The sequence below is a fragment of the Pantoea sp. X-Soil-TKNS-1280 genome (assembly GCF_059730475.1).
Genome location: NZ_AP035962.1, coordinates 4082987 through 4106318, shown reverse-complemented (window position 1 = coordinate 4106318; position 23332 = coordinate 4082987). Strand labels below are relative to the sequence as shown.

Below are 23332 nucleotides of genomic sequence, written 5' to 3'. Positions count from 1 at the left end.
CGTTAACATCGATTTTCGCCATAACTGCGACATCAGCACAGGAGAAACCTATGACAAGCATGAAAACCCTGGTGGTAATGGAACCCCGCAGCATGGTGTGGCAGCAGCGCCCCAGACCGACCCCCGCGGCACACGAGGTCCTGATCAAACCGATTACCGCCGGGATTTGCGGCACCGATATTCACGCCTGGGCGGGGAATCAGCCGTTCTTTAGCTATCCGCGCGTGCTGGGCCATGAGCTGTGTGGCGAAGTGGTGGCGCTGGGCAGTGCGGCCAGCGGTTTTACCCCCGGCCAGCGTGTGGCGCTGATCCCTTATGTTTCCTGCCAGCAGTGCGATGCCTGCCAGAGTGGCAAAACCAACTGCTGTGAAAACATTTCGGTGATTGGCGTGCATCAGGATGGTGGCTTCTGTGAGCTACTCAGCGTGCCGCAAAACAACTTACTGGCGGTAGATGATGTGGCGGTGGAAGCCGCAGCCCTCATCGAACCTTTTGCCATCAGCGCACACGCGGTGCGTCGGGCGGCCGTGGCGGCAGATGAACAGGTGCTGGTGGTCGGAGCCGGACCCATTGGCCTCGGGGTTGCTGCCATCGCTGCCGCCGCAGGGGCGCAAGTGGTGGTTGCCGATACCAGCGAACAACGGCGGGCGCATGTCACGCAACATCTTAATCTGACCACCATTAACCCGCTGGACGCGGATTTTGATGCCACCCTGCGCGCGCAGTTTGGTGGCCGACTGGCGGCGAAGGTGATTGACGCCACCGGCAGCCCGGCGGCGATGAACGGCGCGGTGAAACTGATTCGTCACGGTGGCACCATCGTGTTTGTCGGCCTGCACAAAGGCGATTTGGTGATCCCGGATACCGAGTTCCACAAAAAAGAAACCACGCTGATGGGCAGCCGTAACGCCACGCGCGAAGATTTCGATAAAGTGCGCGAACTGATGGCAACGGGTCAGCTACGTGCCGACATGATGCTCAATCGTCATTATGATTTCTCCACCCTGGCGGAAACCTTTGAACCTGATGTGATTAACAACCGCGAGTTAATCAAAGGGGTTATTCACTTTGCCCGCTAAGTCCGCATGAATTCGTAGCGGCGCGATTTATCGCGCACCTTTGCCTTTGACGTGGCGGCCAAAAAGCGCGATAAATCGCGCCGCGGCAAAAGCGTTAAGCCTGCAAGGTGGCGAAAAAGTGCTGGCGCACCGCGTCAGCTTCTACCCCCAGACACAGGCGCTGCGCACGCAACCCGGCGAAAGGGTCATGACGAGAGGCGAGGGCGTTCAGGCGGCGCAGCGTTTGGCCGCTGCTGATGCCCTCGGTCACCACCCGTACCGGCGCTTCCGTCAGATGGAAAGCATGCGGCAGCGCCAGCCAGGAAAGGGTCAGCGTGTCGTGCAGCGCCATGCCATCAAATCCTTCTTTCTCCAGGCTATACGCCAGATACGGACGGCAGATGGCGCTCAGCACCGGCTGATTGAGCTGCCGCACTTCTGCGCCGGTAATCAACACCTTATGGGTGACATCCAGCGGCACCACCACCACCGGCAGCTTTGATGCCAGCACCTGATCGGCGGCATGCGGGTCCTTCCAGATATTGAATTCCGCGAAAGGCGTGACGTTACCGCTGTGGCCGTCGGTGCCAAACGCACCGCCCATAATCACCAGTTCTTTCACCAGCGGAATAATATCCGGTGCCTGATTAATCGCGCTGGCGATGTTGGTCAGCGGACCAATCGCCACCAGGGTGATGGCGTGTGGACGGGCGCGCACGCTGTCGATAATAAATTGCACTGCGCTGGGGGCCTGGTCGCTATGGGGATTGCTAAAGGCATCGCCCAGACCATCTTCACCATGCAGACGCGCCGGGGCCGACGGAGCCAGCGCCAGCGGACGTGAACAGCCGCGATAGACCGGCGCATCAATCCCCATCTTCTCGCAAAACAGCCGGGCATTTTTTACCGCCTGACCCACCGCAACATTGCCAAATACCGTGGTGATACCCAGCAAATGCTGAGTGCGCGCGGCATAGGCCAGCGCAAAAGCGTCATCCACGCCGATATCAGTATCAAAAATCAGGGTACGCATGGGGATCTCCAGTTGGTTTTCTGGCAAGGTAAAACAAAAATGGGTGATTGCGAAGGTGCTATTTATGGGGCTTTTTTCCAACACCCTATTGCCAGTCACATATTGTCTGCCAGCATCAGCCATCGTATTATCACCCCCCTAAGGTGATGGCGTGCCACCTTTCCCAACCGCCGTTCTGGCAACAGACGGCTGATGACGCCTGACAACACACGTATCCCTGCGCGGGAGACGGCGGTGTGTCAGGTGTTTTTCTGTCCTGCCGCGGCCCTGCGCGTATCCCATTTCAGGAGCTACAGAGTTATGTTGAAGTCTTTACTGGCAGTTGTGCTGGGTGGTGCAGTTGGCTGCACACTGCGCTGGCTGATTTCTGTGCGTTTTAACGCGTTGTTTCCCAATCTCCCCCCTGGCACCTTAATGGTGAACCTGATCGGCGGTTTTATTATTGGTGGCGCGATGGCGTGGCTGATGAAAAATCCCCATCTTGATCCTGCCTGGAAGTTGCTGATTATCACCGGTTTTTGTGGCGGCCTGACCACCTTCTCCGCCTTCTCGGCAGAAATTATGGTGATGCTGCAATCCGGTAAATATCTCTGGGCGATGTCGAGCGTCATGGTGCATGTGGTCGGCTCGGTACTGATGACCTTCGCCGGTTTCGCTGTCGTCAATCTGCTGGGATAAACGGCACGCTTGAAATAACCATTAAGAGGTAGATACTGGTCAGAGTTCTGTGCGCGTGACGCACAGAATTTGTCACCGATTTATCCGGACGATTAAGGAGCCCGTTGATGAGTAGTCACCCCAAATTCCTTAACCTGGTGTTGTTAAACGGTGAGCCAGAACAAAAATTGCGCGCGGCGCGTGCGGCTGGCTTTGATCAGGTTGAAATCTGGCGTGAAGATGTACAGGCCAGCGCGCAGGGGACGCAGGCGCTGGCGCAATTGGCCGCAGAGCAGCAACTCCGGTTTACCAATTTGCAGGTATTACGCGACTTCACCGGTGCGCCGGATCGTGAACGTCTGCAAAAGCGCGAAGAATTGCGTCAGTTTATTCAGATTGCCCAGGCGCTGGGCTGCGACACCATTCAGGCTCCGGCTACCACGCGGGAAGATTGCCTGGCCGATCGTATCGATGAAGATCTGCGCTGGATGGCCTCGGAAGCGGCACGTTATAAGATGCGAATTATGTACGAGCCAATGGCGTGGTGCAGCGTCGATAACACCCTGCCGCTGGCGTGGGAGCGGCTGCAACGGCTGGATCAACCCAATATCGGTCTGGTGGTCGATCTGTTCCACATCTGCGCCCTGGGGGGCGATGCGGCGCAACTCGATGGTATCCCCGCCGATCGTATCTATGAAGTTCAGCTGTGCGATATGGCGGTGCTGCCGCCGCAGAATAACGACGCCATTATCGATATGGCACGCCACCAGCGTTTACTACCTGGCGACGGTATCATCGAGGTGGAGCGTTTTGTCGATAAGTTGAAAAGCGCGGGCTATAACGGCCCGGTCGGCATTGAAGTGTTTAACGATGCATTAAAAGCGCAGCCACCGGCTGTGGCTGCACAACAGGCCTGGGCAGCGCTGAATCGCTACTGGCCTTAATCCTGCAAGCATTGGGCGATAAAGGCGGCTGCCTCCATTGCACCCTGCGACGAAATGGTATGACCGGTGGTCGGTTCGAAGCGAGTCTCCACCGTCACACCGGCAGATTTCAGGCGCTGCGCGGCAGATTCGCTTTCGGTCCACGGAATCACCCCGTCAGCATGGCCGTGAATCAGCAGGGCGGGCGTATGCGGTTGCGGTGTCAACGCACCATCGAACGCCAGACGGCCCGAGAACGCCACCACGCCCGCCAGCGGATGGCGACCTGCTGCCAGCGCATCGAGTGCCATGATCGAACCCTGCGAGAATCCCACCAGAATCACTTTATCCCAGGCATCGGTAAACCCATGCTGCGCCATCAGCGGTTGCAGTGTGGCATCAAATGCGGCCCGCGCTTCACGGACCCGAGCCGGACGATTCTCCGTGGTGACGCCGTTCAGGCTGAACCACTGATAACCCATACCGTGTTCGAACGGCATCGGGGCGTTCGGCGAGGCGAACGCCACATCCGGTAACACGCTGGCCCAGTGCTGGCCAAGTCCCGCCAGGTCAGCGCCATTGCTGCCAACGCCGTGGAGAAAAATCACTAACGCTTTTGCCATCTTGCTGCTCCTTAAAAACCGTATTCCGCCAAATCCGGGCCAACCGGCACAATACCATTCGGATTCAGTGCCTTGATTGAATAGTAACCCTGTTTGATATGGTCGATATTCACTGTCTGACGCACGCCAGAAACTGCCAGCATACTCTTCAGGTAACGATTGAGCTGCGGATAGTCGCGCAGGCGACGCAGGTTGCATTTGAACAGCCCGTGGTACGCGGCGTCAAAGCGGATCAGCGTGACAAACAGGCGAATATCCGCTTCCGTCAGCTGCTCGCCCAGCAGGAAGGTACGCCCGTCACTCAGCCGTTCTTCCAGCTCATCCAGCTGGCTGAAGACATCATGAAACGCTTGCTGGTAGCTGATTTGCGTGGTGGCGAAACCGGTGCGATACACGCCGTTATTCAGGCGTGGATAGATCGATTCATTCAGAGCGTCGATCTCGCTTTGCAGATCCGCCGGATAAAGATCGATGCTGTTATCGGCCAGGGATCCAAAACCGCTGTTCAGCATACGCAGGATATCAGCGGATTCGTTATTCACGATGGTCTGGGTCTTTTTATCCCACAACACCGGTACGGTGGCGCGGCCAGTGAAATCAGCAGCGGCACGGGTATAGAGTTCATGCAGGTATTCGGCGTTGTTCAGGGTATCGCGATTGGCACCGGGATAATCGCCGAAATGCCAGCCCTGCTCACCAAGCTGCGGTTCCACCACCGATAAGCTAATCACCTGCTCCAGCCCTTTCAGGCTGCGGGCAATCAGGGTGCGTGAGGCCCACGGACAAATCAGTGCCACATACAGATGGTAGCGATCCGGCTCTGCCGCAAACTCAGTGGAACCATCGCTGCTGATCCAGTGGCGAAAACTGGATGTCTGACGGACAAAGCCGCCCTGTTTATCGGTGGCCTGTACCGGGTGCCACTCTGCGCTCCACTTACCGTTTACCAACATCGCTCTGCTCCTCTGTGGTGATGGTGGTTAGCTTACTCTCTGAGCGGAGAGGTGATAATCCGGGCAAAATGGCTTTGATTCCTTCCAGTCTGGAAGGAATCAGCCCGGTGGATGATGACGGAAATGATCGGCCAGGAAGTCGATCAACAGGCGGGTTTTCTGCGCCAGATGACGGGCGTGAGGGTAGAGCGCAAACAGGCCAAGCGGCGGAGTGGCGAAGGCATCGAGCAGCGAGACGATCTCACCGCGCTGTAAGGCCGGGGCGGCGATAAAACCCGGCAGACGCACAATCCCCAACCCGGCCAGCGCCGCCTGCATACAGGCTTCGGTATTGGAAAAACACAACCGACCGCGAATTGGCATATTGACGCTCTCGCCGCATGGCGTGATGAACGGCCAGTGCCAGGGATCGCGGAAATTGGTGTCACTAATACATTGATGAGCTGCCAGATCGCGCCAGTGCTGCGGCGTGCCATGTTGTTGCAGATAGCTGGGTGAGGCCGCCACGCGTACCGGCACATCACCCAGGCGACGGGCAATCAGGCTGCTGTCGTCCAGCTTACCGATGCGAATCGCCATATCGAACCCTTCATCGACGATATTCACTGCACGATCGGAGAAGTTCACGTCCAGTTCAATCAACGGATAGGTACGGGCAAACTCCACCAGCACGCTGGCGAGCACGGCGGTACCGAAGGTGCCGGGCGCGCTGATTTTCAGGCGACCGGTGGGGGTGGTGGCGCTTTCGCGCACCGTGGCATCCAGCGTATCAAAGGCTTCCAGCAGGCTTTTCACCCGTTCGTAATAGGCCCGGCCCACCTCGGTGGGGGACAGCGCGCGCGTGCTGCGTTTGAACAGCTGCACGCCAAGTTCCTGCTCCAGTTTTGAAACCAGTTTTGAGGCCTGGCCGCTGCTGGTGCCGAGGCGGGCGGCAGCACCAGCAAAGCTGCCTACTTCCAGCACGGCAACAAACATGCGGTCACAATCAAGACGATCCATGATGCTTCCTGATAGCGAAAAGTCTGAGTATAAAACGGTTGGCATTCGGTGCGCTGCACCTTTTCCCCGCTGGCAAAACCTGTTTGACTACAGGTTCGCCTTTAATCTGGCCGGGAGCCGTGGATGTCTTTGCTTCACCTGTCATCGCTGGCGGATGTCAGCGCCGCCGCCTGGGATGCGTTATTACCTGACGATCAACCGTTTTTACGCCACGCTTTTCTGCTCACGCTGGAAGAGAGTGGCAGCGTGCGGCCGGAAAGTGGCTGGCAGCCGGATCACCTGATCTGGCGCGAACAGGGGGAAATCCGTGCGGCGCTGCCGGGTTATCGCAAACGCAACTCATGGGGCGAATACGTGTTTGACCACGCGTGGGCCGATGCCTGCCAGCGGGCGGGCATTCCTTATTATCCCAAATGGCTTGGCGCGATTCCGTTCAGCCCGGTGACCGGCGCTCGGCTGCTGGGCGATGCCGCCAGTTTAATTGCCCAATTGCCGGATTATCTGCATCAGCACGGGCTCAGCAGCGCCCATATCAACTTCACCACGCCGCACGCCAATGGGCTGCTGGCACAGGCAGAGGACTGGCTGCCACGTCTTGGCATTCAGTATCACTGGCATAATCGCGGCTACCGTGATTTCCAGGATTTCCTCGATACCCTGATGTCGCGCAAGCGTAAACAACTGCGCAAAGAACGCGAGCAGGTTGCCAGCAGTGGTTTCGCCTTTGAGTGGTATCGCGGCGATCAGCTACGCGAAGACCAGTGGGATTTTGTCTACACCTGCTACGCCAACACCTATGCGGTGCGGGGTCAGCGGCCTTACCTGACGCGTGATTTCTTTAGCCTGCTTGCGGAGCGGATGCCGCACAGCATCCGCGTGTGCATCGCTTCATTGCAGGGGCAGCAGGCGGCGATGGCGTTCTGTCTGGTGGATAACAACACCCTGTATGGCCGCTACTGGGGCTGCCTGGCGGAGTTTGATCGGCTGCACTTCGAAACCTGTTTTTATCAGGGCATGGATTTCGCCATCGCGGAAGGGTTACAGCGTTTTGATGCGGGGGCGCAGGGCGAGCACAAGCTGGTCCGTGGCTTTGAGCCACAGCTGACCCACTCCTGGCACTATCTCAGCCATCCGGGGTTACGTGACGCAGTGGACGATTTTCTGCAACAGGAGCGGGCAGGGATGCGCGCCTGGGCGGTGGAGGCGCGTGAATCCCTGCCGTATCGACGCGGCGATTAATCCACGCCGACAAAACCACCGGTCTGATGCTGCCATAAGCGTGCATACAAGCCCTGCTGAGTCAGCAATTCACGGTGGTTGCCCATCTCGACAATTTCACCTTTCTCCAGCACCACCAGGCGATCCATTTTGGCGATGGTGGAGAGACGGTGGGCGATGGCAATCACCGTTTTGCCCTGCATTAAGGTTTCCAGGCTTTCCTGAATCGCCGCTTCCACTTCGGAATCCAGCGCTGAGGTGGCTTCATCCATAATCAGGATCGGTGCATCTTTCAGCAGCACCCTGGCAATGGCGATACGCTGGCGCTGGCCGCCAGACAGCTTCACGCCGCGTTCGCCGACGTGCGCATCCAGCCCGGTGCGGCCCTGCGGGTCGGACAGCAAGGGAATAAACTCGTCGGCACGCGCGCGGTGAATTGCCTGTATCAGCTCCGCTTCGGTGGCATCCGGTCGGCCATACAACAGGTTTTCACGGATGGAACGGTGCAGCAGCGAGGTGTCCTGGGTGATCATGCCAATCTGGCCGCGCAGGCTTTCCTGGGTCACGTTGGCGATGTTCTGGTCATCAATCATGATGCGGCCGCCATTGAGGTCGTACAGCCGCAGCAGCAGATTCACCAGGGTCGATTTTCCGGCACCCGACGGGCCGATCAGGCCGATTTTCTCCCCAGGTTTGATATTGAGGTTGAGACGATTGATCACCTGGCGGCCGCTGCCGTAATCAAAACGCACGTCTTCATAGCGGATCTGGCCGCGCATCACCTGAAGTTTCTTCGCGGCGGGTGCGTCCTGCACACTGAGCGGTTGGGAGATGGTATTCAGGCCATCCTGCACCATGCCGATATTTTCGAAGATGCCGTTCACCACCCACATGATCCAGCCTGACATATTCACCAGGCGAATCACCAGGCCGGTCGCCAGCGCAATCGCCCCGACGCTAATCAGCGACTGGCTCCACAGCCACAGCGCCAGCCCGGAGGTGCTGACAATCAGCAGGCCATTCAGGCTCGACAGCGTGATATCCATGCTGGTGACCATACGGCTGGCTTGCTGGGTTTTGTCGGTTTGCTCCTGAATCGCCTCGCGTGCATAACGTTTTTCGAGGTCGTTGTGGGCGAACAATTTGATGGTGGCAATGTTGGTATAGCCATCAACAATGGTGCCCATCAGTTTGGAACGCGCCTCCGATGAGGCCACCGAACGTTGCTTCACGCGCGGCACGAAGTAACGCAGCGACAGGCTATAGGCCACCAGCCAGATAATCAGCGGGATCATCAAACGCCAGTCGGCTTCGGCGAACAGCACTAGCGAGGTGACGGCATAGATCAGTACGTGCCAGATGGCATCGACCAGTTGCACCGCCGAATCACGCAGCGAGTTGCCGGTTTGCATAATGCGCTGGGCGATGCGCCCGGCAAAATCGTTCTGGAAGAAATTCAGGCTCTGGCGTAATACGTAGTTGTGATGCTGCCAGCGAATCATGCTGGTCATGCTGGGGTTGATACTCTGATGCACCAACAGGTCGTGGACGGCAATCACGATCGGCCGCAGAATCAGCGCCACTACCGCCATCCACAGTAAAATCGGCCAGTTGTCGCTAAACAGCGTGGCGGGGGTCGAATGGTTCACCAGATCGATAATACGGCTGAGATAGCTGAACAGCGCCACTTCGATCAGCGCCTGAGCCAGCCCGACAACCAGCAGAGCGATAAAACTCGGCCACACCTGGCGCAAATAGTAGAGATAAAACGGCCAGACAGTGGAAGGGGGCGAATCCGTTGGTGCATCCTGGAAAATATTGATAAAACGTTCAAAACGGCGATACAGCATAGCGTCACTCTTTCCGTCTCATTGAGACTTTCAGCTTAGTGCAACTTAGGGAGAAAACCGATATGGAATTACTTATCCGTGGCCGTGAACCGCGCGATGCGGCAGCCTACCAGCGTCTACACAGCCAGCCAGAGGTCTACCAATGGACCACGCAATTGCCTTATCCCAGTGTGGCAACCTGGGAGAAAAAATTCGAGAAAATGGATGCGGAAGGGTTTATTGCCTTTGTGGGCGAGATTGACGGCAACATGGTGGGTGAACTGACGTTATTTGTGGAGCAGCGCCCGCGTACCCGCCACGGCATCAGTTTTGGCATCTGCGTTGACCCGGCTTTCAGTGGACGCGGCATTGGCGAGCAGCTGATTCGTACCGGCATGGATTACGCGTTTAACTGGCTGGGCGTGCAACGCATTGAGCTGGAAGCGTTTCATGATAATCACCGTGCGCTGCGTCTCTACCAGCGTATGGGTTTTGTGCATGAAGGGGTGAAGCGTAAAGCCTGCCTGCGCAACGGCGAATTTCACGACATTGTGGTGATGTCGGTGCTGCGGGAAGAATGGGTGCAATAAATTGCGCCGCGACAGATCGCGCTGATGCGTAGCGGCGCGATTTATCGCGCAGTTTTTCCTGTTAGCCTGCTCATAGTTGCAACACGAAGTATTTTCCTCGACCTGGCGCACACTCCGTCACTTTGCTGCATGGAAATTCAGGGTTCTGTGCAGCACCGCACCCTCCTTTGTGGCATGCGCCAAATCTGGTGCGAAATTCACCGTGCAATTCCCCCATCCGCACAATGACCTCCACCGGCCTGGCTCTCTATATTTTCTGCACAGGGAAAATTAAGCGGTATTCCTGAAAACATCATTTCGGGGCAGGAGGCTCCCACAGCCAGGGAATTCACCTTATGTCGCAAGAAAAAAATCTTAACCGCACCAGTCATGTTCGCATCTGGATACTGATGTTGATCCTGTTTCTTTCCGTGGTGGCCTATGCCGACCGCTCGATCCTGTCGATCTCCGGATCGGCGATCAAAGAGGAATTTGGCTTATCGGCGATCCAGCTGGGCCTGATCCTCTCCGCCTTTAGCTGGGCCTATGTGATCGGCCAGATCCCCGGTGGTCTGTTCCTTGACCGCTTTGGTACCAAAAAAGTCTACGGCGTAACGCTGGCGCTCTGGTCGCTCTCCACCATTGCGATGGGCTTTGTCGGCGAATTTTCCAGCGGTATGACAGCAGCGCTGGCGCTGATGTTTGGGCTGCGTTTTGTTCTCGGCCTGATCGAAGCCCCCAGCTTTCCGGCCAACGCGCGCGTGGTGATTATGTGGTTCCCGAGTGCCGAGCGCGGGCGGGCATCGTCGCTGTTCAGTTCGGCGCAATACTTCGCCGTTGCCATCTTCTCACCGCTGTCGGGCTGGCTGGTGTCGCGTTATGGCTGGGAGTGGCCGTTTTTCGTGCTCGGCGGTATTGGCGTGCTGGCGGTGTTTGTCTGGTCGGCCTTTATGCGCAGCCCGAAGCAGCACCCGCAGGTGTCGGCCAACGAACTGCGTCATATTGTTGATGGCGGCGCGCTGGTGGATATCGATGCCGCGCAGACACTCAAGGCTCGCCCGGCGCTGAGCAAAGCCATGTTCAAAAAGCTGCTCAGCAACCGCATGCTGTGGTGCGCCTATATCGGCCAGTATTGCATTATCGCGCTGAGCTACTTTTTTATTACCTGGTTTCCCATCTACCTGGTACAGGCGCGCGGCATGAATATTCTGGATGCCGGGTTTGCCACCATCGCCCCGGCGTTGTTCGGTTTTGCGGGGGGAATTTGCGGCGGCTACATTTCGGACAAACTGCTGGCGCGCGGCTGGAGCATCTCATGGGCGCGTAAAACGCCGTATATCGTCGGGATGCTGATGGCCGCGACCCTGATTCTCGCCGCCGTGATCCCGAGCAATGCGGGCATTATCGCCATCATGTCCTTTGCCTTCTTTGGTAAAGGTGTGGCGGCCGGGGCGGGGACCTGGACAGTGGTCAGCGATACTGCGCCGAAAGAAGCGGTGGGCCTGGCAGGCGCCATTTTTAACGGCATCGGGAATATCGCTGGTTTCCTCACCCCCTTGCTGTTTGGCATCATCGTCGGGGTGACCGGCAGCTACAGCATTGGCCTGGTGTTTGTTGGCGCGCATTGCGTGGTGGCCGCGTTGCTGTTTTGGCTGGTGATGGGACCGATTGAGCGTGTCGGTGAGGAGCAGCAATCAACCGCCACATCCTACAAAAAACAGGGGAAAGAAGATGGTATCAAAGCAGTTTAAGGTGCTGATGAAGGGACCGTTATTACCCGCGCGCTTACAGGATAATCTGGATGCACATTTCACCACTTATCGCCTGTGGCAGCAGGATGATCAGGCCGCCTGGCTGGCGCAGCATGGTGGGGAAATCGACGCGCTGGCGACCAGCGGCAACGCCCTGATGGGGGCCAGCGCTGAATTGATCAGCCAGCTTCCCAATCTGAAAGTGATTTGCAGCAATGGCGTGGGGTACGACGCCATCGACACCGCAGCGGCGCAAGCGCGCAGTATTGTGGTGACCAACACCCCCGGTGTACTTAACGCCTGCGTCGCCGACACCGGCATGGCGTTGTTGCTGGATGTGGCGCGGCGCATCAGCGCGGCAGACCGCTACACGCGCGCCGGAAAATGGCAGAGCGAGGGCCGCTACCCGCTGACAACGAAATTAGGCGGCAAAGTGTGTGGCATTGTCGGGCTGGGTGGCATTGGCAAAGATCTGGCAAAACGCGCCCAGGCCTTTGATATGGACATCCATTACTACAACCCGCGCTCGCGCCCGGATGTGCCTTACACCCGTCACGACTCCCTGTTGTCGCTGGCACAGCGGGCGGATTTTCTGGTGCTGACGCTGCCAGGTGGCGCGGCGACGCATCATCTGGTGAATGCTGAGGTGTTGCGCGCGCTGGGGCCGCAGGGTTTTCTGATCAACATCGCGCGTGGCAGCGTGGTGGATGAGCAGGCGCTGATCGCCGCGCTGGAGGCCGGTGAGATCGCCGGAGCCGGGCTGGATGTTTTCGAACAGGAGCCTGCGGTGCCGGAAGCGTTACGCCAGCGTGATGACGTGGTGATTACCCCTCATCTCGCCAGCAGCACCCATGAAACCATGGCGGCGATGGCGGACCTGGTGTTCGAAAATCTGCTGGCGTTTGCCCAGGGAGAAGCGGTGCTGACTAGGGTGGTGTGACGGAAATCTGGAATCTGCCTCGATAATTCGCTATGATGTTAAATGTTGCACTTGTGCACTGTGCGTGAGTGCAATAAATTTCTGCCAGGTTCACTCAGGGCAGGGAGCAACATGGCGGGTTCAATTCAGAGTTTCAGGGACGAATGGCTGCAATTATTTTTTGTGTATGGGACATCGCACAAATGTATCCCCGCCAATATTGAGTCCGTGCTTGCACGCAAACTCGACATCATTCATGCGGCAAAATGCCATCTGGATTTACGCGCGCCGCCCGGTAATCGTTTTGAAATGCTGCAACCTCCATTGCAGAGGTATGCATCGATTCGTATCAACGGGCAGTATCGCCTCATTTTTCAATGGACTGATGGTAAGGTATGGGATCTGTATCTCGACCCGCATCGTTATAAACATCATCGATAAACCCTGGTGCCAGCCAGGTGTGATGTAGAGAGGAATACAATGAAACAGGCAATGCGTAAACCAACCAGCGTGGGTGATGTACTTCAGTACGAATTCCTCGAACCCCTGGGTCTCAGGGTCAATGATTTGGCTGATATGCTGAATGTGCACCGCAATACAGTCAGCGCTTTGGTGAATAACAATCGTAAACTGACCACGGAGATGGCCTATAGGCTGGCGCTGGTTTTTGCCACCTCAGTAGAATTCTGGCTGAACCTGCAACGTCACCTTGATCAGTGGGAAGTCGAAAACGATGCGCGTACCCAGGAAGAGCTGAGCCGGGTCACACCACTGACAACCTTTCTGGCGCAGAGGCATCAGGTGGCGTGACGCCACAGATCGCACAAAACTACCTGAAGAAATTTTGTTCAGCTGCCGATATCTCTCTACCATCCACTGATATTAAGGAGAGATATCGTGATAAAGCTGATTACCGTTGACGAACTGCGGCCGGGAATGTTTGTCCACAAACTGGAGGTTTGGTGGATCAAAGACAAACGCATTCGCAACCAGATGCTGATCACTGATAAACGCCAGATCGCCTGGATCCGCAACGAAGGGATCATCGAGGTGTGGATCGATCTTGATAAATCGGTGCAGGCACCGCAGAAGCCCCCTGAACCGAAGAAAGTGATTCCGCAAACGCCTTATTTTCAGGAAATTGACCAGGCGCAGGCCATCTTTACCCAGGGCAAACCCCAGGTGCTGGCGATGTTTAACGAAGCGCGCCTCGGGCAGGGCCTTAACCTCAACTCTACCCTCAACCTGGTGGATGAAATCGCCGGGTCACTCACCCGTGAACCCACGGCGCTACTCAGCATGGCGCGGCTGAAAAACCATGATGATTACACCTACCTGCATTCGATGGCGGTGTGCGGCCTGATGATCTCGCTGGGCAAAAAACTGGGGCTGGATGAAGACCAGCAACGGCGGGTTGGCATGGGCGGTTTATTGCATGACGTGGGTAAAGCCGCGGTGCCGCTGGAAATTCTCAATAAGCCGGGCAGGCTGACCCCGGAAGAGATGGCCATCATGCGCCAGCACCCGATTGTGGGGGCGCAGATGCTGATGGAAGCCGATGCCGATGAGGATTTGCTGGATATCACGCTGCATCATCATGAAAAAATGGATGGCAGCGGCTATCCGCATGGCTTAAAAGGCGGGGAGATCACCCTTTACTCACGTATGGCCGCCGTGTGCGATGTGTACGATGCTGTGACCTCAGACCGGCCCTACCGTAAAGGCTGGACCCCTGCCGAAGCGATGCACAAGATGTTGAGCTGGCACGGTCATTTCGATAGCAAATTACTGCAAGCCTTTGTCCGCTCTATCGGCATTTATCCGGTGGGATCGCTGGTGCGGCTGGCTTCTGGTCGGGTGGCGCTGGTGGTGCAGGCCGGGGAGCAGTCACTGCTGAAGCCAAAGGTTCATGTCTTCTGGTCGCTGCATGCGCAGCGCGAAATCAAGCCAGAAGAACTTGATCTCGGCAATAGCTTTTGTACTGACAGTATCACGGGTGCGGAAGACAGCGGCCTGTGGCAAAACGTCGATCTTAATCGTATCTGGGCGCTGGAAAGCGCCTGATTTCCGAACATTTTTATACTTTTTTTACGCCCGACACCCGCCTTTTTACCTCTTCTTTATACCGCTGCGCTCATGCTTACAGCACAACCAAAATCCTCTGGAGGTCGCTGTGAGTGTGGGCGTGATAACCGGCATCGTGCTGGTATTTATATTACTGGGCTATCTGTTCTATGCCCTGCTTAACGCGGAGGCATTCTGATGGCTGCCAATGCATTTTTGCTGATAGCGGTTTACCTGCTGGTGCTGATGGTGCTGGCGCAACCGCTCGGACGCTTTATGGCGCTGATGATTGCCGATAAGCCGCTGCTGCCGCGCACTGAACGCGCGCTGTGGCGGCTGGCCGGTGCCGATGGCGAAGCCATGCGCTGGCCGCATTACTTGCTGGCGATTCTGCTGTTTAATGCGCTGGGTTTTGTCGTGCTGCTGGTTATTTTAATGATGCAGGGCGCACTGCCGCTCAATCCGCAGCATCTGCCGGGACTCAGCTGGGATCTGGCGCTGAATACCGCGATTAGCTTTGTGACCAACACCAACTGGCAGGCATACAGCGGCGAAAGCACCATGAGTTACTTCAGCCAGATGGCTGGCTTAACGGTGCAAAACTTCCTGTCGGCAGCCACCGGTATCGCCGTGGCCTTTGCGCTGATTCGCGGCTTTGCCAATCGTTCGCTGGCCACGCTCGGTAACGCCTGGCGCGATCTGACCCGCATCACCCTTTACCTGCTGCTGCCGATTAGCCTGCTGCTGGCGTTGTTTTTCGTCAGCCAGGGCAGCATCCAGAACTTTGAACCCTATCATGCGATCACCACGCTGGAAGGGGCGCAGCAGACGTTGCCGCTCGGCCCGGTGGCTTCGCAGGAAGCGATCAAAATGCTGGGCACCAACGGCGGCGGTTTCTTTAACGCCAACTCGGCGCATCCGTTCGAGAACCCTAATGCCCTGACCAACTTTGTGCAGATGCTGAGTATCTTCCTGATCCCGGCGGCGCTGTGCTTCGCCTTTGGGCAGCAGGTGGGTGATCGTCGTCAGGGCCATATGTTGTTGTGGACGATGACACTGATGTTTGTGCTGGCGGTGGTGACGGTGATGTGGGCGGAGTTGCGTGGTAACCCGCATTTCCTCAGCCTCGGCGCGGACAGTGCCATCAACATGGAAGGCAAAGAGACGCGTTTCGGCATCCTCAATTCCAGCCTGTTTGCGGTGATCACCACGGCAGCCTCCTGCGGTGCGGTGAACGCGATGCATGACTCCTTCACGGCGTTGGGTGGCATGGTGCCGATGTGGCTGATGCAGCTGGGCGAAGTGGTGTTCGGCGGCGTGGGTGCCGGGTTGTACGGCATGCTGCTGTTCGTGCTGCTGGCGGTGTTTATCGCGGGCCTGATGATCGGTCGCACCCCGGAATTCCTCGGTAAGAAGATCGATGTGTGGGAAATGAAAATGACCGCGCTGGCGATCCTGGTGACCCCAACGCTGGTACTGATCGGCACTGCGCTGGCGATGATGACCGAAGCAGGCCGCGCCGGCATGGCGAACCCCGGCACGCACGGCTTCAGCGAAGTGCTATACGCCGTCTCCTCTGCCGCTAACAACAACGGCAGCGCCTTTGCCGGTTTAAGCGCCAACACGCCGTTCTGGAACCTGCTGCTGGCGGTGTGCATGTTCGTCGGTCGCTTCGGCATCATCATTCCGGTGATGGCAATTGCCGGTTCGCTGGCGGTGAAAAAAGTGCAGCCGGTGGGCAACGGTACGCTGCCGACACACGGCCCGCTGTTTGTCGCCCTGCTGATTGGCACCGTGCTGCTGGTAGGCGCGCTGACCTTCATTCCCGCGCTGGCGCTCGGTCCGGTGGCGGAACATCTGCAATTAATTCAGGGATAACAGAATCATGAGTCGTCAACAACTGGCCCTGTTTGATGCGGCGCTGACACGCACCGCCATACTGGATGCGGTGAAAAAGCTCGACCCGCGTGTGCAGTTTCGCAACCCGGTGATGTTTCTGGTGTGGCTCGGTAGCGTGCTGACCAGTGTGCTGGCTATCGGCATGGTCGCGGGTCAGCTCAGCGGTAGCGCCGGGTTTACCGCCGGTGTCGCGGTGTGGCTGTGGTTTACCGTACTGTTTGCCAACTTTGCCGAAGCACTGGCAGAAGGGCGCAGCAAAGCCCAGGCCAACAGCCTGAAAGGGGTGAAAAAGAGCGTCGATGCGAAGAAACTGGCGGAGCCGCATTATGGCGCAGCCTGGAAAAACGCCTCGGCGGATAGCCTGCGTAAAGGCGACGTGGTGCTGGTGGAAGCCGGTGACATCATCCCGTGCGATGGCGAGGTGCTGGAAGGCGGCGCGTCGGTGGACGAAAGCGCCATCACCGGCGAATCGGCCCCGGTCATTCGTGAATCCGGCGGTGACTTTGCTTCCGTGACCGGCGGTACCCGCATCCTTTCCGACTGGCTGGTGATTCAGTGCAGCGTCAACCCAGGGGAAACCTTCCTTGACCGCATGATCGCCATGGTGGAAGGCGCGAAACGCCGTAAAACCCCGAATGAAATCGCCCTGACCATTCTGCTGGTGTCGCTCACCATTGTGTTCCTGCTGGCGACGGTAACGCTGTGGCCGTTCTCCGCCTGGGGCGGCACCCCGGTCAGTATCACCGTGCTGGTGGCGCTACTGGTGTGCCTGATCCCGACCACCATCGGCGGTCTGCTGTCTGCCATCGGTGTGGCAGGGATGAGCCGGATGCTGGGCGCGAACGTGATCGCCACCAGTGGCCGTGCGGTGGAAGCGGCGGGTGACGTCGATGTGCTGATGCTGGATAAAACCGGCACCATCACCCTCGGCAACCGTCAGGCGACGCAATTCCTGCCTGCTCCCGGCGTCAGCGAACAGCAACTGGCCGATGCGGCACAGCTGGCGTCACTGGCGGATGAAACGCCGGAAGGACGCAGCATCGTGGTGCTGGCGAAGCAGAAATTTAACCTGCGTGAACGCGACCTCAGCAGCATGGGGGCCAGTTTTATTCCGTTCTCAGCGCAAACCCGCATGAGCGGCGTCAACGTGCAGGATCGTCTGATTCGCAAAGGGGCGGTGGATGCGGTACGTCGCCATATTGAAGCCAGCAATGGCCGCTTCCCGGCTGAAGTCAACGCGGCGGTGGAAGAAGTGGCACGCGCCGGTGGTACGCCGCTGGTGGTGGCGGAAGGCGCGCAGGTGCTGGGCGTGGTGGCGCTGAAAGATATCGTGAAAGGCGGCATCAAAGAACGTTTTGCCGAGCTGCGCAAAATGGGCATCAAAACCGTGATGATCACCGGCGATAACCCGTTAACCGCGGCGGCAATTGCCGCAGAAGCGGGCGTCGATGATTTTCTTTCGGAAGCAACGCCGGAAGCCAAACTGGCGCTGATTCGTCAGTATCAGGCGGAAGGACGCCTGGTGGCGATGACTGGCGATGGCACCAACGATGCCCCGGCGCTGGCACAGGCCGACGTGGCGGTGGCGATGAACTCCGGAACCCAGGCGGCAAAAGAGGCGGGCAACATGGTCGATCTCGACTCCAACCCGACCAAGCTGCTGGAAGTGGTGCACATCGGCAAACAGATGCTGATGACACGCGGTTCGCTGACCACCTTCAGTATCGCTAACGATGTGGCGAAATACTTCGCCATCATTCCGGCAGCGTTTGCGGCGACCTATCCGCAGCTGAATATGCTGAACGTGATGCATCTGCATTCACCCAACTCCGCCATTTTGTCGGCGGTAATTTTTAACGCGCTGGTGATTGTGTTCCTGATCCCGCTGGCGCTGAAAGGGGTGAGCTACCGGCCACTGAGCGCTGCTGCGTTACTGCGTCGTAACCTGTGGATTTACGGCGTAGGTGGGTTGGTGGTGCCGTTTATCGGTATTAAAGCGATTGATGTGCTGCTGACCGTATGCGGTCTGGCGTGAGGAGAAGAGAGATGAGTCAGTTACGTCCGGCTATTGTATTGTTAGTGCTGCTGACGGTGCTTACCGGCGCGGTGTATCCCCTGCTGACCACCGGGCTGGCGCAGTGGTGGTTTCCGGCGCAGGCCAATGGTTCGCTGCTGGAGCAGGATGGCGCGGTGCGCGGTTCGGCGCTGATTGGGCAGAACTTCAGCCAGCCCGGTCATTTCTGGGGCCGCCCGTCGGCCACCGGTGACAGCGCCTATAATCCACAGGCCTCCAGTGGCAGCAATCTGGCCGGTAACAACCCGGCGCTGGATAAAGCGGTGGCGGAACGGGTTGCGGCGCTGCGTGCGGCGAATCCGCAGGCACCGACGGCGGTGCCGGTGGATCTGGTGACGGCTTCCGCCAGCGGCCTCGATCCGGATATTTCACCTGAGGCGGCGTTGTGGCAGGCTCCGCGTATTGCGGCAGCACGTCAGTTGCCGTTACAGCAGGTGGAAGATTTGATTACGCGCCAAACTCAGCGTCCGCTGCTGCCGTTTATCGGTGAAGAGACGGTAAATGTGCTGCGATTGAATATGGCGCTGGATGCTCTGAAACATTAACGGACTGATTATGAACGACGAACTGCCTCGCCCCGATCCCGATGCGCTGTTGCTGAACCACAGCGACAGCCATCGCGGAAAACTCAAAATCTACTTCGGTGCCTGCGCAGGTGTCGGCAAAACCTTCGCCATGTTGCAGGAAGCACAGCGCTTGCGCGCCCAGGGACTGGATGTGCTGGCGGGTGTGGTGGAAACCCACGGACGTGATGAAACCGCCGCCCTGTTAACCGGGCTGGCGGTTTTGCCACGTCGGGCCACCGGTCGTTCACGCCATGCGGAGTTTGATTTGGATGCGGCGCTGGCACGCCATCCGGCGGTGATCCTGATGGACGAACTGGCGCATACCAATGTGCAGGGTTCGCGCCATCCCAAGCGCTGGCAGGATATCGAGGAACTGCTTGAAGCCGGTATCGACGTTATCACCACCGTGAACGTGCAGCATCTGGAAAGTCTCAATGATGTGGTGGGCGGAGTCACCGGTATTCAGGTACGTGAAACCGTGCCGGACCCCTTTTTTGATGCGGCCGATGAAGTGGTGCTGGTGGACCTGCCTCCCGACGACCTGCGTCAGCGGCTGAAGGAGGGCAAAGTTTACGTGGGCGATCGCGCCGAACGCGCCATCGAAAACTTCTTCCGTAAAGGCAACCTGTTTGCGCTGCGTGAGCTGGCGCTGCGCCGCACCGCAGACCGGGTGGATGACCAGATGCGCGCCTGGCGCGATCAGCAGGGGCGCGACAAAGTCTGGCACACGCGTGACGCCATTCTGCTGTGCATCGGCGATGACACCGGCAGTGAAAAGCTGGTGCGCACCGCTGCGCGACTGGCAGCGCGTCTCGGCAGCGAGTGGCATGCAGTATACGTTGAAACGCCGCGTCTGAATCGCCTGCCGGAAGCACGGCGGCGCGCCATTCTGCGCACGCTGCAACTGGCGCAGGAACTGGGGGCGGAAACCGCCACCCTGTCCGATCCTGATGAAGCGCGTGCGGTGCTACGTTACGCGCGTGAACACAATCTCGGCAAAATCGTCACCGGTCGCCAGCCGCAACGGCGCTGGCGGCGTGACAGCTTTGCCCAGCGGCTGGGCGAGCTGGGGCCAGACCTCGATTTGCTGGTGGTGGCGCTGGATGAGCCGGTACGCGATGCGCCCGCCGCGTTGAACGGGCAGCGCGCCAGCGCGGAAAAATGGCGTATGCAGTTACGCGGCTGCCTGATGGCGCTGGTGCTGTGCATTCTGGTCACCTCAGCCGGGCGCTGGCTGCTGGTGGAGTTCGATCCTGCCAACGGCGTGATGATTTATTTGCTGGCGGTGGTGATTGTCGCGCTGCGCTTTGGTCGCTGGCCGTCGGTGTTTGCTACGGTAATCAATATTCTCGCCTTTGACCTGTTTTTCGTCGCCCCCACCGGCACCGTAGCAGTGTCGGACCTGCAATATCTGGTGACGTTCGCGGTGATGCTGGCGGTCGGCGTGATCGTCGGTAATCTGACGGCGGGCGTGCGTTATCAGGCGCGGGTGGCGCGTTATCGTGAGCAGCGTGCGCGCCATCTGTACGAAATGGCGAAGTCGCTCGGCAGCGCGCTGACGCCGCAGGATATTGCCAGTACCAGTCAGCGGGTGATTGAAGTGACGTTGCAGGCGCGTAGCCTGCTGTTGCTGCCGGATGAGCAGGGTGAGTTGCAGACGGTAGGCGACAGCAGTATGGGTACGCCACCGGATCTCGCCATCGCCAAATGGAGCTACAGCAAAGGCCAGCCTGCCGGGGCCGGTACCGACACCTTACCGGCGGTGCCATACCAGATTCTGCCACTGAAAAGCGGCAACCACTGCCGCGGCCTGCTGGTGGTGGAGCCGGAAAATCTCCGCCAGCTGATGATCCCGGAACAGCAGCGGCTGGTGGAAACCTTTACCGTGCTGATTGCTAACGCGCTGGAGCGGATGGCGCTGTCGCAGAGTGAGGCGGCTTCGCGGCTGTCTGCCGAACGTGAACAACTGCGTAACGCGCTGCTGTCGGCGCTGTCACACGATTTACGCACGCCACTGACGGTGTTATTTGGCCAGGCGGAAATGCTGATGCTCGACCTCGCCAGCGAGGAGTCAAAATATGTCCCGCAGGCGAATCAGATCCGCGAGCAGACGCTGAGCACCATCCGGCTGGTGAGCAATATGCTGGATATGGCGCGCATTCAATCCGGCGGGCTGAATTTGCGTGAAGAGTGGGTGGCGCTGGATGAGGTGATCGGTGGCGCGTTAAGCAGCATGGGGCCTTCGCTCAAAGGCCATGATTTCGCTCTCGATTTGCCTGATGGCCTGGTGCTGATCAAAGGTGATAGCAGCATGCTGGAGCGGGTGTTCACCAATATCATCGAAAATAGCCTGAAATATGCCGGTAACGCGGCGCAGCATGGTATCCACGCCTGGCGTGAACATGACCGGCTGGAAATCGCCATCTGGGACAGCGGCCCGGGTATCGCGCCGGATGCCCTGACGCGTATCTTTGATAAATTCGCCCGTGGCGATAAGGAATCGGCGGTGCCGGGCGTGGGTCTCGGGCTGGCGATTTGTAAAACCATTATTGAATCCCATGCTGGCCGCATCTGGGCGGAGAACCGTCCTGAAGGCGGTGCGTGCTTCCGTCTTTCCCTGCCGCTGCCACCGGCTCCTGAAATTTCTGAAGATGGGCTGAAATAACTTCACACTTGTTCAGTTATAATCGCGGGCTTGTCAGTTGATTAATGGGAAATTATGGAACGTTTTACCGAAAACCTGATGTATGCATCGCGCTGGCTGCTGGCACCGGTTTACATTGGACTTTCGCTGGGATTGCTGGCGCTCACCATCAAATTTTTCCAGGAAGTGTTTCACATGCTGCCGGATATCCTCAGCATCGGGGAAAACGATCTGATCCTGCTGCTGCTGTCGCTGGTGGATATGACGCTGGTGGGTGGCCTGCTGGTGATGGTGATGCTGTCGGGTTATGAGAACTTTGTATCTAAACTGGATATTGCCGAGCACAAAGAAAAACTGAGCTGGCTCGGTAAGATGGACTCCGGCTCGCTGAAGAACAAAGTGGCCGCGTCCATTGTGGCGATTTCCTCGATTCACCTGCTGCGGGTGTTTATGGAAGCGCGCAATGTCGAAAACGACAAACTGATGTGGTACGTGATTATCCACCTGACGTTTGTGCTGTCGGCGTTTGTGATGGGATATCTGGACAATATGTCCAAAGCAGACAAAAAATAATGTCGTGACGGCGCGATTTATCGCGCCGTTACAACCTCTCTGCGGGTTGTGCCCCTGCCAGCTGCGGCATCACTTCACGAATCATGGCAAAAAACTTCTGCAATCGCGCCGGATAATAGCTGGCCCACGGATAGGTTAACCACACTGGCAACGGCGGTGCCTGCCAATCCGGCACCAGCTGAATCAAATCACCGCGCGCTAAATCCTCCAGCACCACCCACGATGACACCACGGCGGCCCCCATGCCTGCCAGCGCCGCCTTGCGCACCGCATACAGGCTGTCGCTGGCCAGACGCGGGTTGATCGCCAGATTCAGCGGCTGTCCGTCGCTGATACGTTGCAGGGCAATCTCGCTGTGATAAAAACTGGTCAGCGCCAGCCACGGCAGCGAGGTCAGTTGTTCCACCTGTTCCACCGGCGGATGCACCGCCAGCAACGACGGGGCGGCCACCACAAAACGCGGGACTTCCGCCAGCAGAATCGCGACTACTGAGGGATCGGACGGTGGGCCAACCTGAATGGCGCAATCGACGTTTTCAGCGACAAAATCAGGCGTGCGGTCGTTCAGCATCCATTCCACATTCAGACGCGGATAACGTTGCAGATAATCCACCAGCGGCGCGACCAACTGATCCTGACCAAACGCATGGGGCGCACGCACGCGCAGGGTGCCCACCGGATCGTCGCTCGCGCTGGTCAGTTCATCCTCCAGCGCATGCCATGTGGCGAGCAACTGGCGTGCCTGTTGATAACAACGCTCGCCGTCATCAGTCAATTTCAGTGCGTGGGTGGTGCGAAGAATTAACTTCAGCCCCAGCCGTTGCTCCAGCGCCTGCAAACGACGGCTGATGGTTGGCTGGGTGGTACCGAGCTGTGCGGCGGCGGCCGACAGCGATCCACTCTCCACGATGCGGATAAAGGTTTGCATCAGTTCGATGCGGTCAACGCTGGAAGAATTGCTCATACGTACCACGTATAAC

General features: G+C 58.1%; 22 protein-coding genes and 1 riboswitch. Of the genes, 16 read left to right on the top strand and 6 right to left on the bottom strand.

Annotation, left to right across the window (positions count from 1 at the left end; genetic code table 11):
- Positions 1–50 precede the first annotated feature (50 nt).
- On the top strand, positions 51–1079 hold the full coding sequence (locus tag AC6I8X_RS19170; RefSeq protein WP_497840307.1) for a zinc-binding alcohol dehydrogenase family protein: 1029 nt from the start codon (positions 51–53) through the stop codon (positions 1077–1079).
- A 94-nt stretch (positions 1080–1173) separates the two neighbouring features.
- Here AC6I8X_RS19170 and AC6I8X_RS19165 read toward each other — a convergent pair whose 3' ends face one another.
- Entirely contained in the window at positions 1174–2091 is a 918-nt protein-coding gene (locus AC6I8X_RS19165) for a nucleoside hydrolase (RefSeq protein ID WP_497840306.1), read from the bottom strand.
- A gap of 133 nt (positions 2092–2224) precedes the next feature.
- Positions 2225–2300: riboswitch (Fluoride riboswitch) on the top strand.
- 91 nt (positions 2301–2391) lie between these two features.
- Between AC6I8X_RS19165 and crcB the strand changes: the two genes are divergently transcribed.
- Together crcB and AC6I8X_RS19155 are read left to right on the top strand one after the other, a co-directional pair.
- Positions 2392–2769: a fluoride efflux transporter CrcB gene (gene crcB, locus AC6I8X_RS19160; protein WP_313686447.1), complete on the top strand. Its 378-nt coding sequence runs from the start codon at positions 2392–2394 to the stop codon at positions 2767–2769.
- 107 nt (positions 2770–2876) lie between these two features.
- Positions 2877–3692: a sugar phosphate isomerase/epimerase family protein gene (locus AC6I8X_RS19155; protein ID WP_313686449.1), complete on the top strand. Its 816-nt coding sequence runs from the start codon at positions 2877–2879 to the stop codon at positions 3690–3692.
- Here AC6I8X_RS19155 and AC6I8X_RS19150 read toward each other — a convergent pair.
- From AC6I8X_RS19150 to AC6I8X_RS19140, 3 genes are all read right to left on the bottom strand, one after another.
- On the bottom strand, positions 3689–4294 hold the full coding sequence (locus AC6I8X_RS19150; protein ID WP_299448343.1) for an alpha/beta hydrolase: 606 nt from the start codon (positions 4292–4294) through the stop codon (positions 3689–3691). The two genes, AC6I8X_RS19155 and AC6I8X_RS19150, sit on opposite strands and share 4 nt — an antisense overlap.
- Before the next feature lie 11 nt (positions 4295–4305).
- The gene (locus AC6I8X_RS19145) at positions 4306–5247 is read right to left on the bottom strand and encodes a glutathione S-transferase family protein (protein WP_497840305.1); all 942 of its coding nucleotides are present in this window, start codon (positions 5245–5247) and stop codon (positions 4306–4308) included.
- 99 nt (positions 5248–5346) lie between these two features.
- Entirely contained in the window at positions 5347–6246 is a 900-nt protein-coding gene (locus AC6I8X_RS19140) for a LysR family transcriptional regulator (RefSeq protein WP_497840304.1), read from the bottom strand.
- 123 nt (positions 6247–6369) lie between these two features.
- Between AC6I8X_RS19140 and AC6I8X_RS19135 the strand changes: the two genes are divergently transcribed.
- Positions 6370–7485 carry a GNAT family N-acetyltransferase gene (locus tag AC6I8X_RS19135; protein WP_313686456.1) on the top strand — a complete coding sequence of 372 codons (1116 nt, stop codon included), beginning with the start codon at positions 6370–6372 and terminating at the stop codon, positions 7483–7485.
- Here AC6I8X_RS19135 and AC6I8X_RS19130 read toward each other — a convergent pair.
- Positions 7482–9314, bottom strand: a complete 1833-nt coding sequence (locus tag AC6I8X_RS19130) for an ABC transporter ATP-binding protein (protein ID WP_313686458.1) — start codon at positions 9312–9314, stop codon at positions 7482–7484. The genes AC6I8X_RS19135 and AC6I8X_RS19130 overlap by 4 nt on opposite strands.
- Positions 9315–9376: 62 nt before the next feature.
- On the opposite strand from AC6I8X_RS19130, the gene AC6I8X_RS19125 reads away from it, so the two are divergent.
- The 12 genes from AC6I8X_RS19125 (at position 9377) to AC6I8X_RS19070 (ending at position 22352) form a co-directional block, all read left to right on the top strand.
- Positions 9377–9883, top strand: a complete 507-nt coding sequence (locus AC6I8X_RS19125) for a GNAT family N-acetyltransferase (RefSeq protein ID WP_313686460.1) — start codon at positions 9377–9379, stop codon at positions 9881–9883.
- A gap of 335 nt (positions 9884–10218) precedes the next feature.
- Positions 10219–11613 (top strand): MFS transporter, encoded by a 1395-nt coding sequence (locus tag AC6I8X_RS19120; RefSeq protein ID WP_497840303.1) that lies wholly within the window; start codon positions 10219–10221, stop codon positions 11611–11613.
- Positions 11594–12553 (top strand): 2-hydroxyacid dehydrogenase, encoded by a 960-nt coding sequence (locus tag AC6I8X_RS19115; RefSeq protein ID WP_497840302.1) that lies wholly within the window; start codon positions 11594–11596, stop codon positions 12551–12553. Before AC6I8X_RS19120 ends, AC6I8X_RS19115 begins: the two co-directional genes overlap by 20 nt.
- 111 nt (positions 12554–12664) lie before the next feature.
- Complete coding sequence (locus AC6I8X_RS19110; protein WP_313686557.1) at positions 12665–12973, top strand: type II toxin-antitoxin system RelE/ParE family toxin; 309 nt, start codon at positions 12665–12667, stop codon at positions 12971–12973.
- Between the two features lie 39 nt (positions 12974–13012).
- Positions 13013–13342, top strand: a complete 330-nt coding sequence (locus AC6I8X_RS19105) for a HigA family addiction module antitoxin (RefSeq protein ID WP_313686529.1) — start codon at positions 13013–13015, stop codon at positions 13340–13342.
- An 87-nt stretch (positions 13343–13429) separates the two neighbouring features.
- Positions 13430–14596, top strand: coding sequence for an HD-GYP domain-containing protein (locus AC6I8X_RS19100; protein WP_497840301.1), 1167 nt, complete (start codon positions 13430–13432; stop codon positions 14594–14596).
- Positions 14597–14705: 109 nt separating this feature from the next.
- On the top strand, positions 14706–14795 hold the full coding sequence (gene kdpF, locus AC6I8X_RS19095) for a K(+)-transporting ATPase subunit F (RefSeq protein WP_084877689.1): 90 nt from the start codon (positions 14706–14708) through the stop codon (positions 14793–14795).
- Positions 14795–16474, top strand: coding sequence for a potassium-transporting ATPase subunit KdpA (kdpA, locus tag AC6I8X_RS19090; protein WP_497840300.1), 1680 nt, complete (start codon positions 14795–14797; stop codon positions 16472–16474). Before kdpF ends, kdpA begins: the two co-directional genes overlap by 1 nt.
- Positions 16475–16481: 7 nt before the next feature.
- Entirely contained in the window at positions 16482–18530 is a 2049-nt protein-coding gene (gene kdpB, locus AC6I8X_RS19085; protein WP_313686537.1) for a potassium-transporting ATPase subunit KdpB, read from the top strand.
- 11 nt (positions 18531–18541) lie between these two features.
- Positions 18542–19114, top strand: a complete 573-nt coding sequence (gene kdpC / locus AC6I8X_RS19080; protein ID WP_313686539.1) for a potassium-transporting ATPase subunit KdpC — start codon at positions 18542–18544, stop codon at positions 19112–19114.
- 10 nt (positions 19115–19124) lie between these two features.
- Positions 19125–21800, top strand: a complete 2676-nt coding sequence (gene kdpD / locus AC6I8X_RS19075) for a two-component system sensor histidine kinase KdpD (RefSeq protein WP_313686541.1) — start codon at positions 19125–19127, stop codon at positions 21798–21800.
- Between the two features lie 54 nt (positions 21801–21854).
- The gene (locus AC6I8X_RS19070; RefSeq protein WP_299448314.1) at positions 21855–22352 is read left to right on the top strand and encodes a TIGR00645 family protein; all 498 of its coding nucleotides are present in this window, start codon (positions 21855–21857) and stop codon (positions 22350–22352) included.
- Positions 22353–22380: 28 nt separating this feature from the next.
- Here AC6I8X_RS19070 and AC6I8X_RS19065 read toward each other — a convergent pair whose 3' ends face one another.
- Complete coding sequence (locus AC6I8X_RS19065; protein ID WP_497840299.1) at positions 22381–23316, bottom strand: LysR family transcriptional regulator; 936 nt, start codon at positions 23314–23316, stop codon at positions 22381–22383.
- Between the last annotated feature and the right edge of the window lie 16 nt (positions 23317–23332).

Excerpts from the sequence above, each read along its gene's own strand:
- AC6I8X_RS19170 (WP_497840307.1), top strand. The coding sequence starts at position 51 with ATGACAAGCATGAAAACCCTGGTGGTAATGGAACCCCGCAGCATGGTG.
- AC6I8X_RS19165 (WP_497840306.1), bottom strand. The coding sequence starts at position 2,091 with ATGCGTACCCTGATTTTTGATACTGATATCGGCGTGGATGACGCTTTT.
- crcB (WP_313686447.1), top strand. The coding sequence starts at position 2,392 with ATGTTGAAGTCTTTACTGGCAGTTGTGCTGGGTGGTGCAGTTGGCTGC.
- AC6I8X_RS19155 (WP_313686449.1), top strand. The coding sequence starts at position 2,877 with ATGAGTAGTCACCCCAAATTCCTTAACCTGGTGTTGTTAAACGGTGAG.
- AC6I8X_RS19150 (WP_299448343.1), bottom strand. The coding sequence starts at position 4,294 with ATGGCAAAAGCGTTAGTGATTTTTCTCCACGGCGTTGGCAGCAATGGC.
- AC6I8X_RS19145 (WP_497840305.1), bottom strand. The coding sequence starts at position 5,247 with ATGTTGGTAAACGGTAAGTGGAGCGCAGAGTGGCACCCGGTACAGGCC.
- AC6I8X_RS19140 (WP_497840304.1), bottom strand. The coding sequence starts at position 6,246 with ATGGATCGTCTTGATTGTGACCGCATGTTTGTTGCCGTGCTGGAAGTA.
- AC6I8X_RS19135 (WP_313686456.1), top strand. The coding sequence starts at position 6,370 with ATGTCTTTGCTTCACCTGTCATCGCTGGCGGATGTCAGCGCCGCCGCC.
- AC6I8X_RS19130 (WP_313686458.1), bottom strand. The coding sequence starts at position 9,314 with ATGCTGTATCGCCGTTTTGAACGTTTTATCAATATTTTCCAGGATGCA.
- AC6I8X_RS19125 (WP_313686460.1), top strand. The coding sequence starts at position 9,377 with ATGGAATTACTTATCCGTGGCCGTGAACCGCGCGATGCGGCAGCCTAC.
- AC6I8X_RS19120 (WP_497840303.1), top strand. The coding sequence starts at position 10,219 with ATGTCGCAAGAAAAAAATCTTAACCGCACCAGTCATGTTCGCATCTGG.
- AC6I8X_RS19115 (WP_497840302.1), top strand. The coding sequence starts at position 11,594 with ATGGTATCAAAGCAGTTTAAGGTGCTGATGAAGGGACCGTTATTACCC.
- AC6I8X_RS19110 (WP_313686557.1), top strand. The coding sequence starts at position 12,665 with ATGGCGGGTTCAATTCAGAGTTTCAGGGACGAATGGCTGCAATTATTT.
- AC6I8X_RS19105 (WP_313686529.1), top strand. The coding sequence starts at position 13,013 with ATGAAACAGGCAATGCGTAAACCAACCAGCGTGGGTGATGTACTTCAG.
- kdpA (WP_497840300.1), top strand. The coding sequence starts at position 14,795 with ATGGCTGCCAATGCATTTTTGCTGATAGCGGTTTACCTGCTGGTGCTG.
- kdpB (WP_313686537.1), top strand. The coding sequence starts at position 16,482 with ATGAGTCGTCAACAACTGGCCCTGTTTGATGCGGCGCTGACACGCACC.
- kdpC (WP_313686539.1), top strand. The coding sequence starts at position 18,542 with ATGAGTCAGTTACGTCCGGCTATTGTATTGTTAGTGCTGCTGACGGTG.
- kdpD (WP_313686541.1), top strand. The coding sequence starts at position 19,125 with ATGAACGACGAACTGCCTCGCCCCGATCCCGATGCGCTGTTGCTGAAC.
- AC6I8X_RS19070 (WP_299448314.1), top strand. The coding sequence starts at position 21,855 with ATGGAACGTTTTACCGAAAACCTGATGTATGCATCGCGCTGGCTGCTG.
- AC6I8X_RS19065 (WP_497840299.1), bottom strand. The coding sequence starts at position 23,316 with ATGAGCAATTCTTCCAGCGTTGACCGCATCGAACTGATGCAAACCTTT.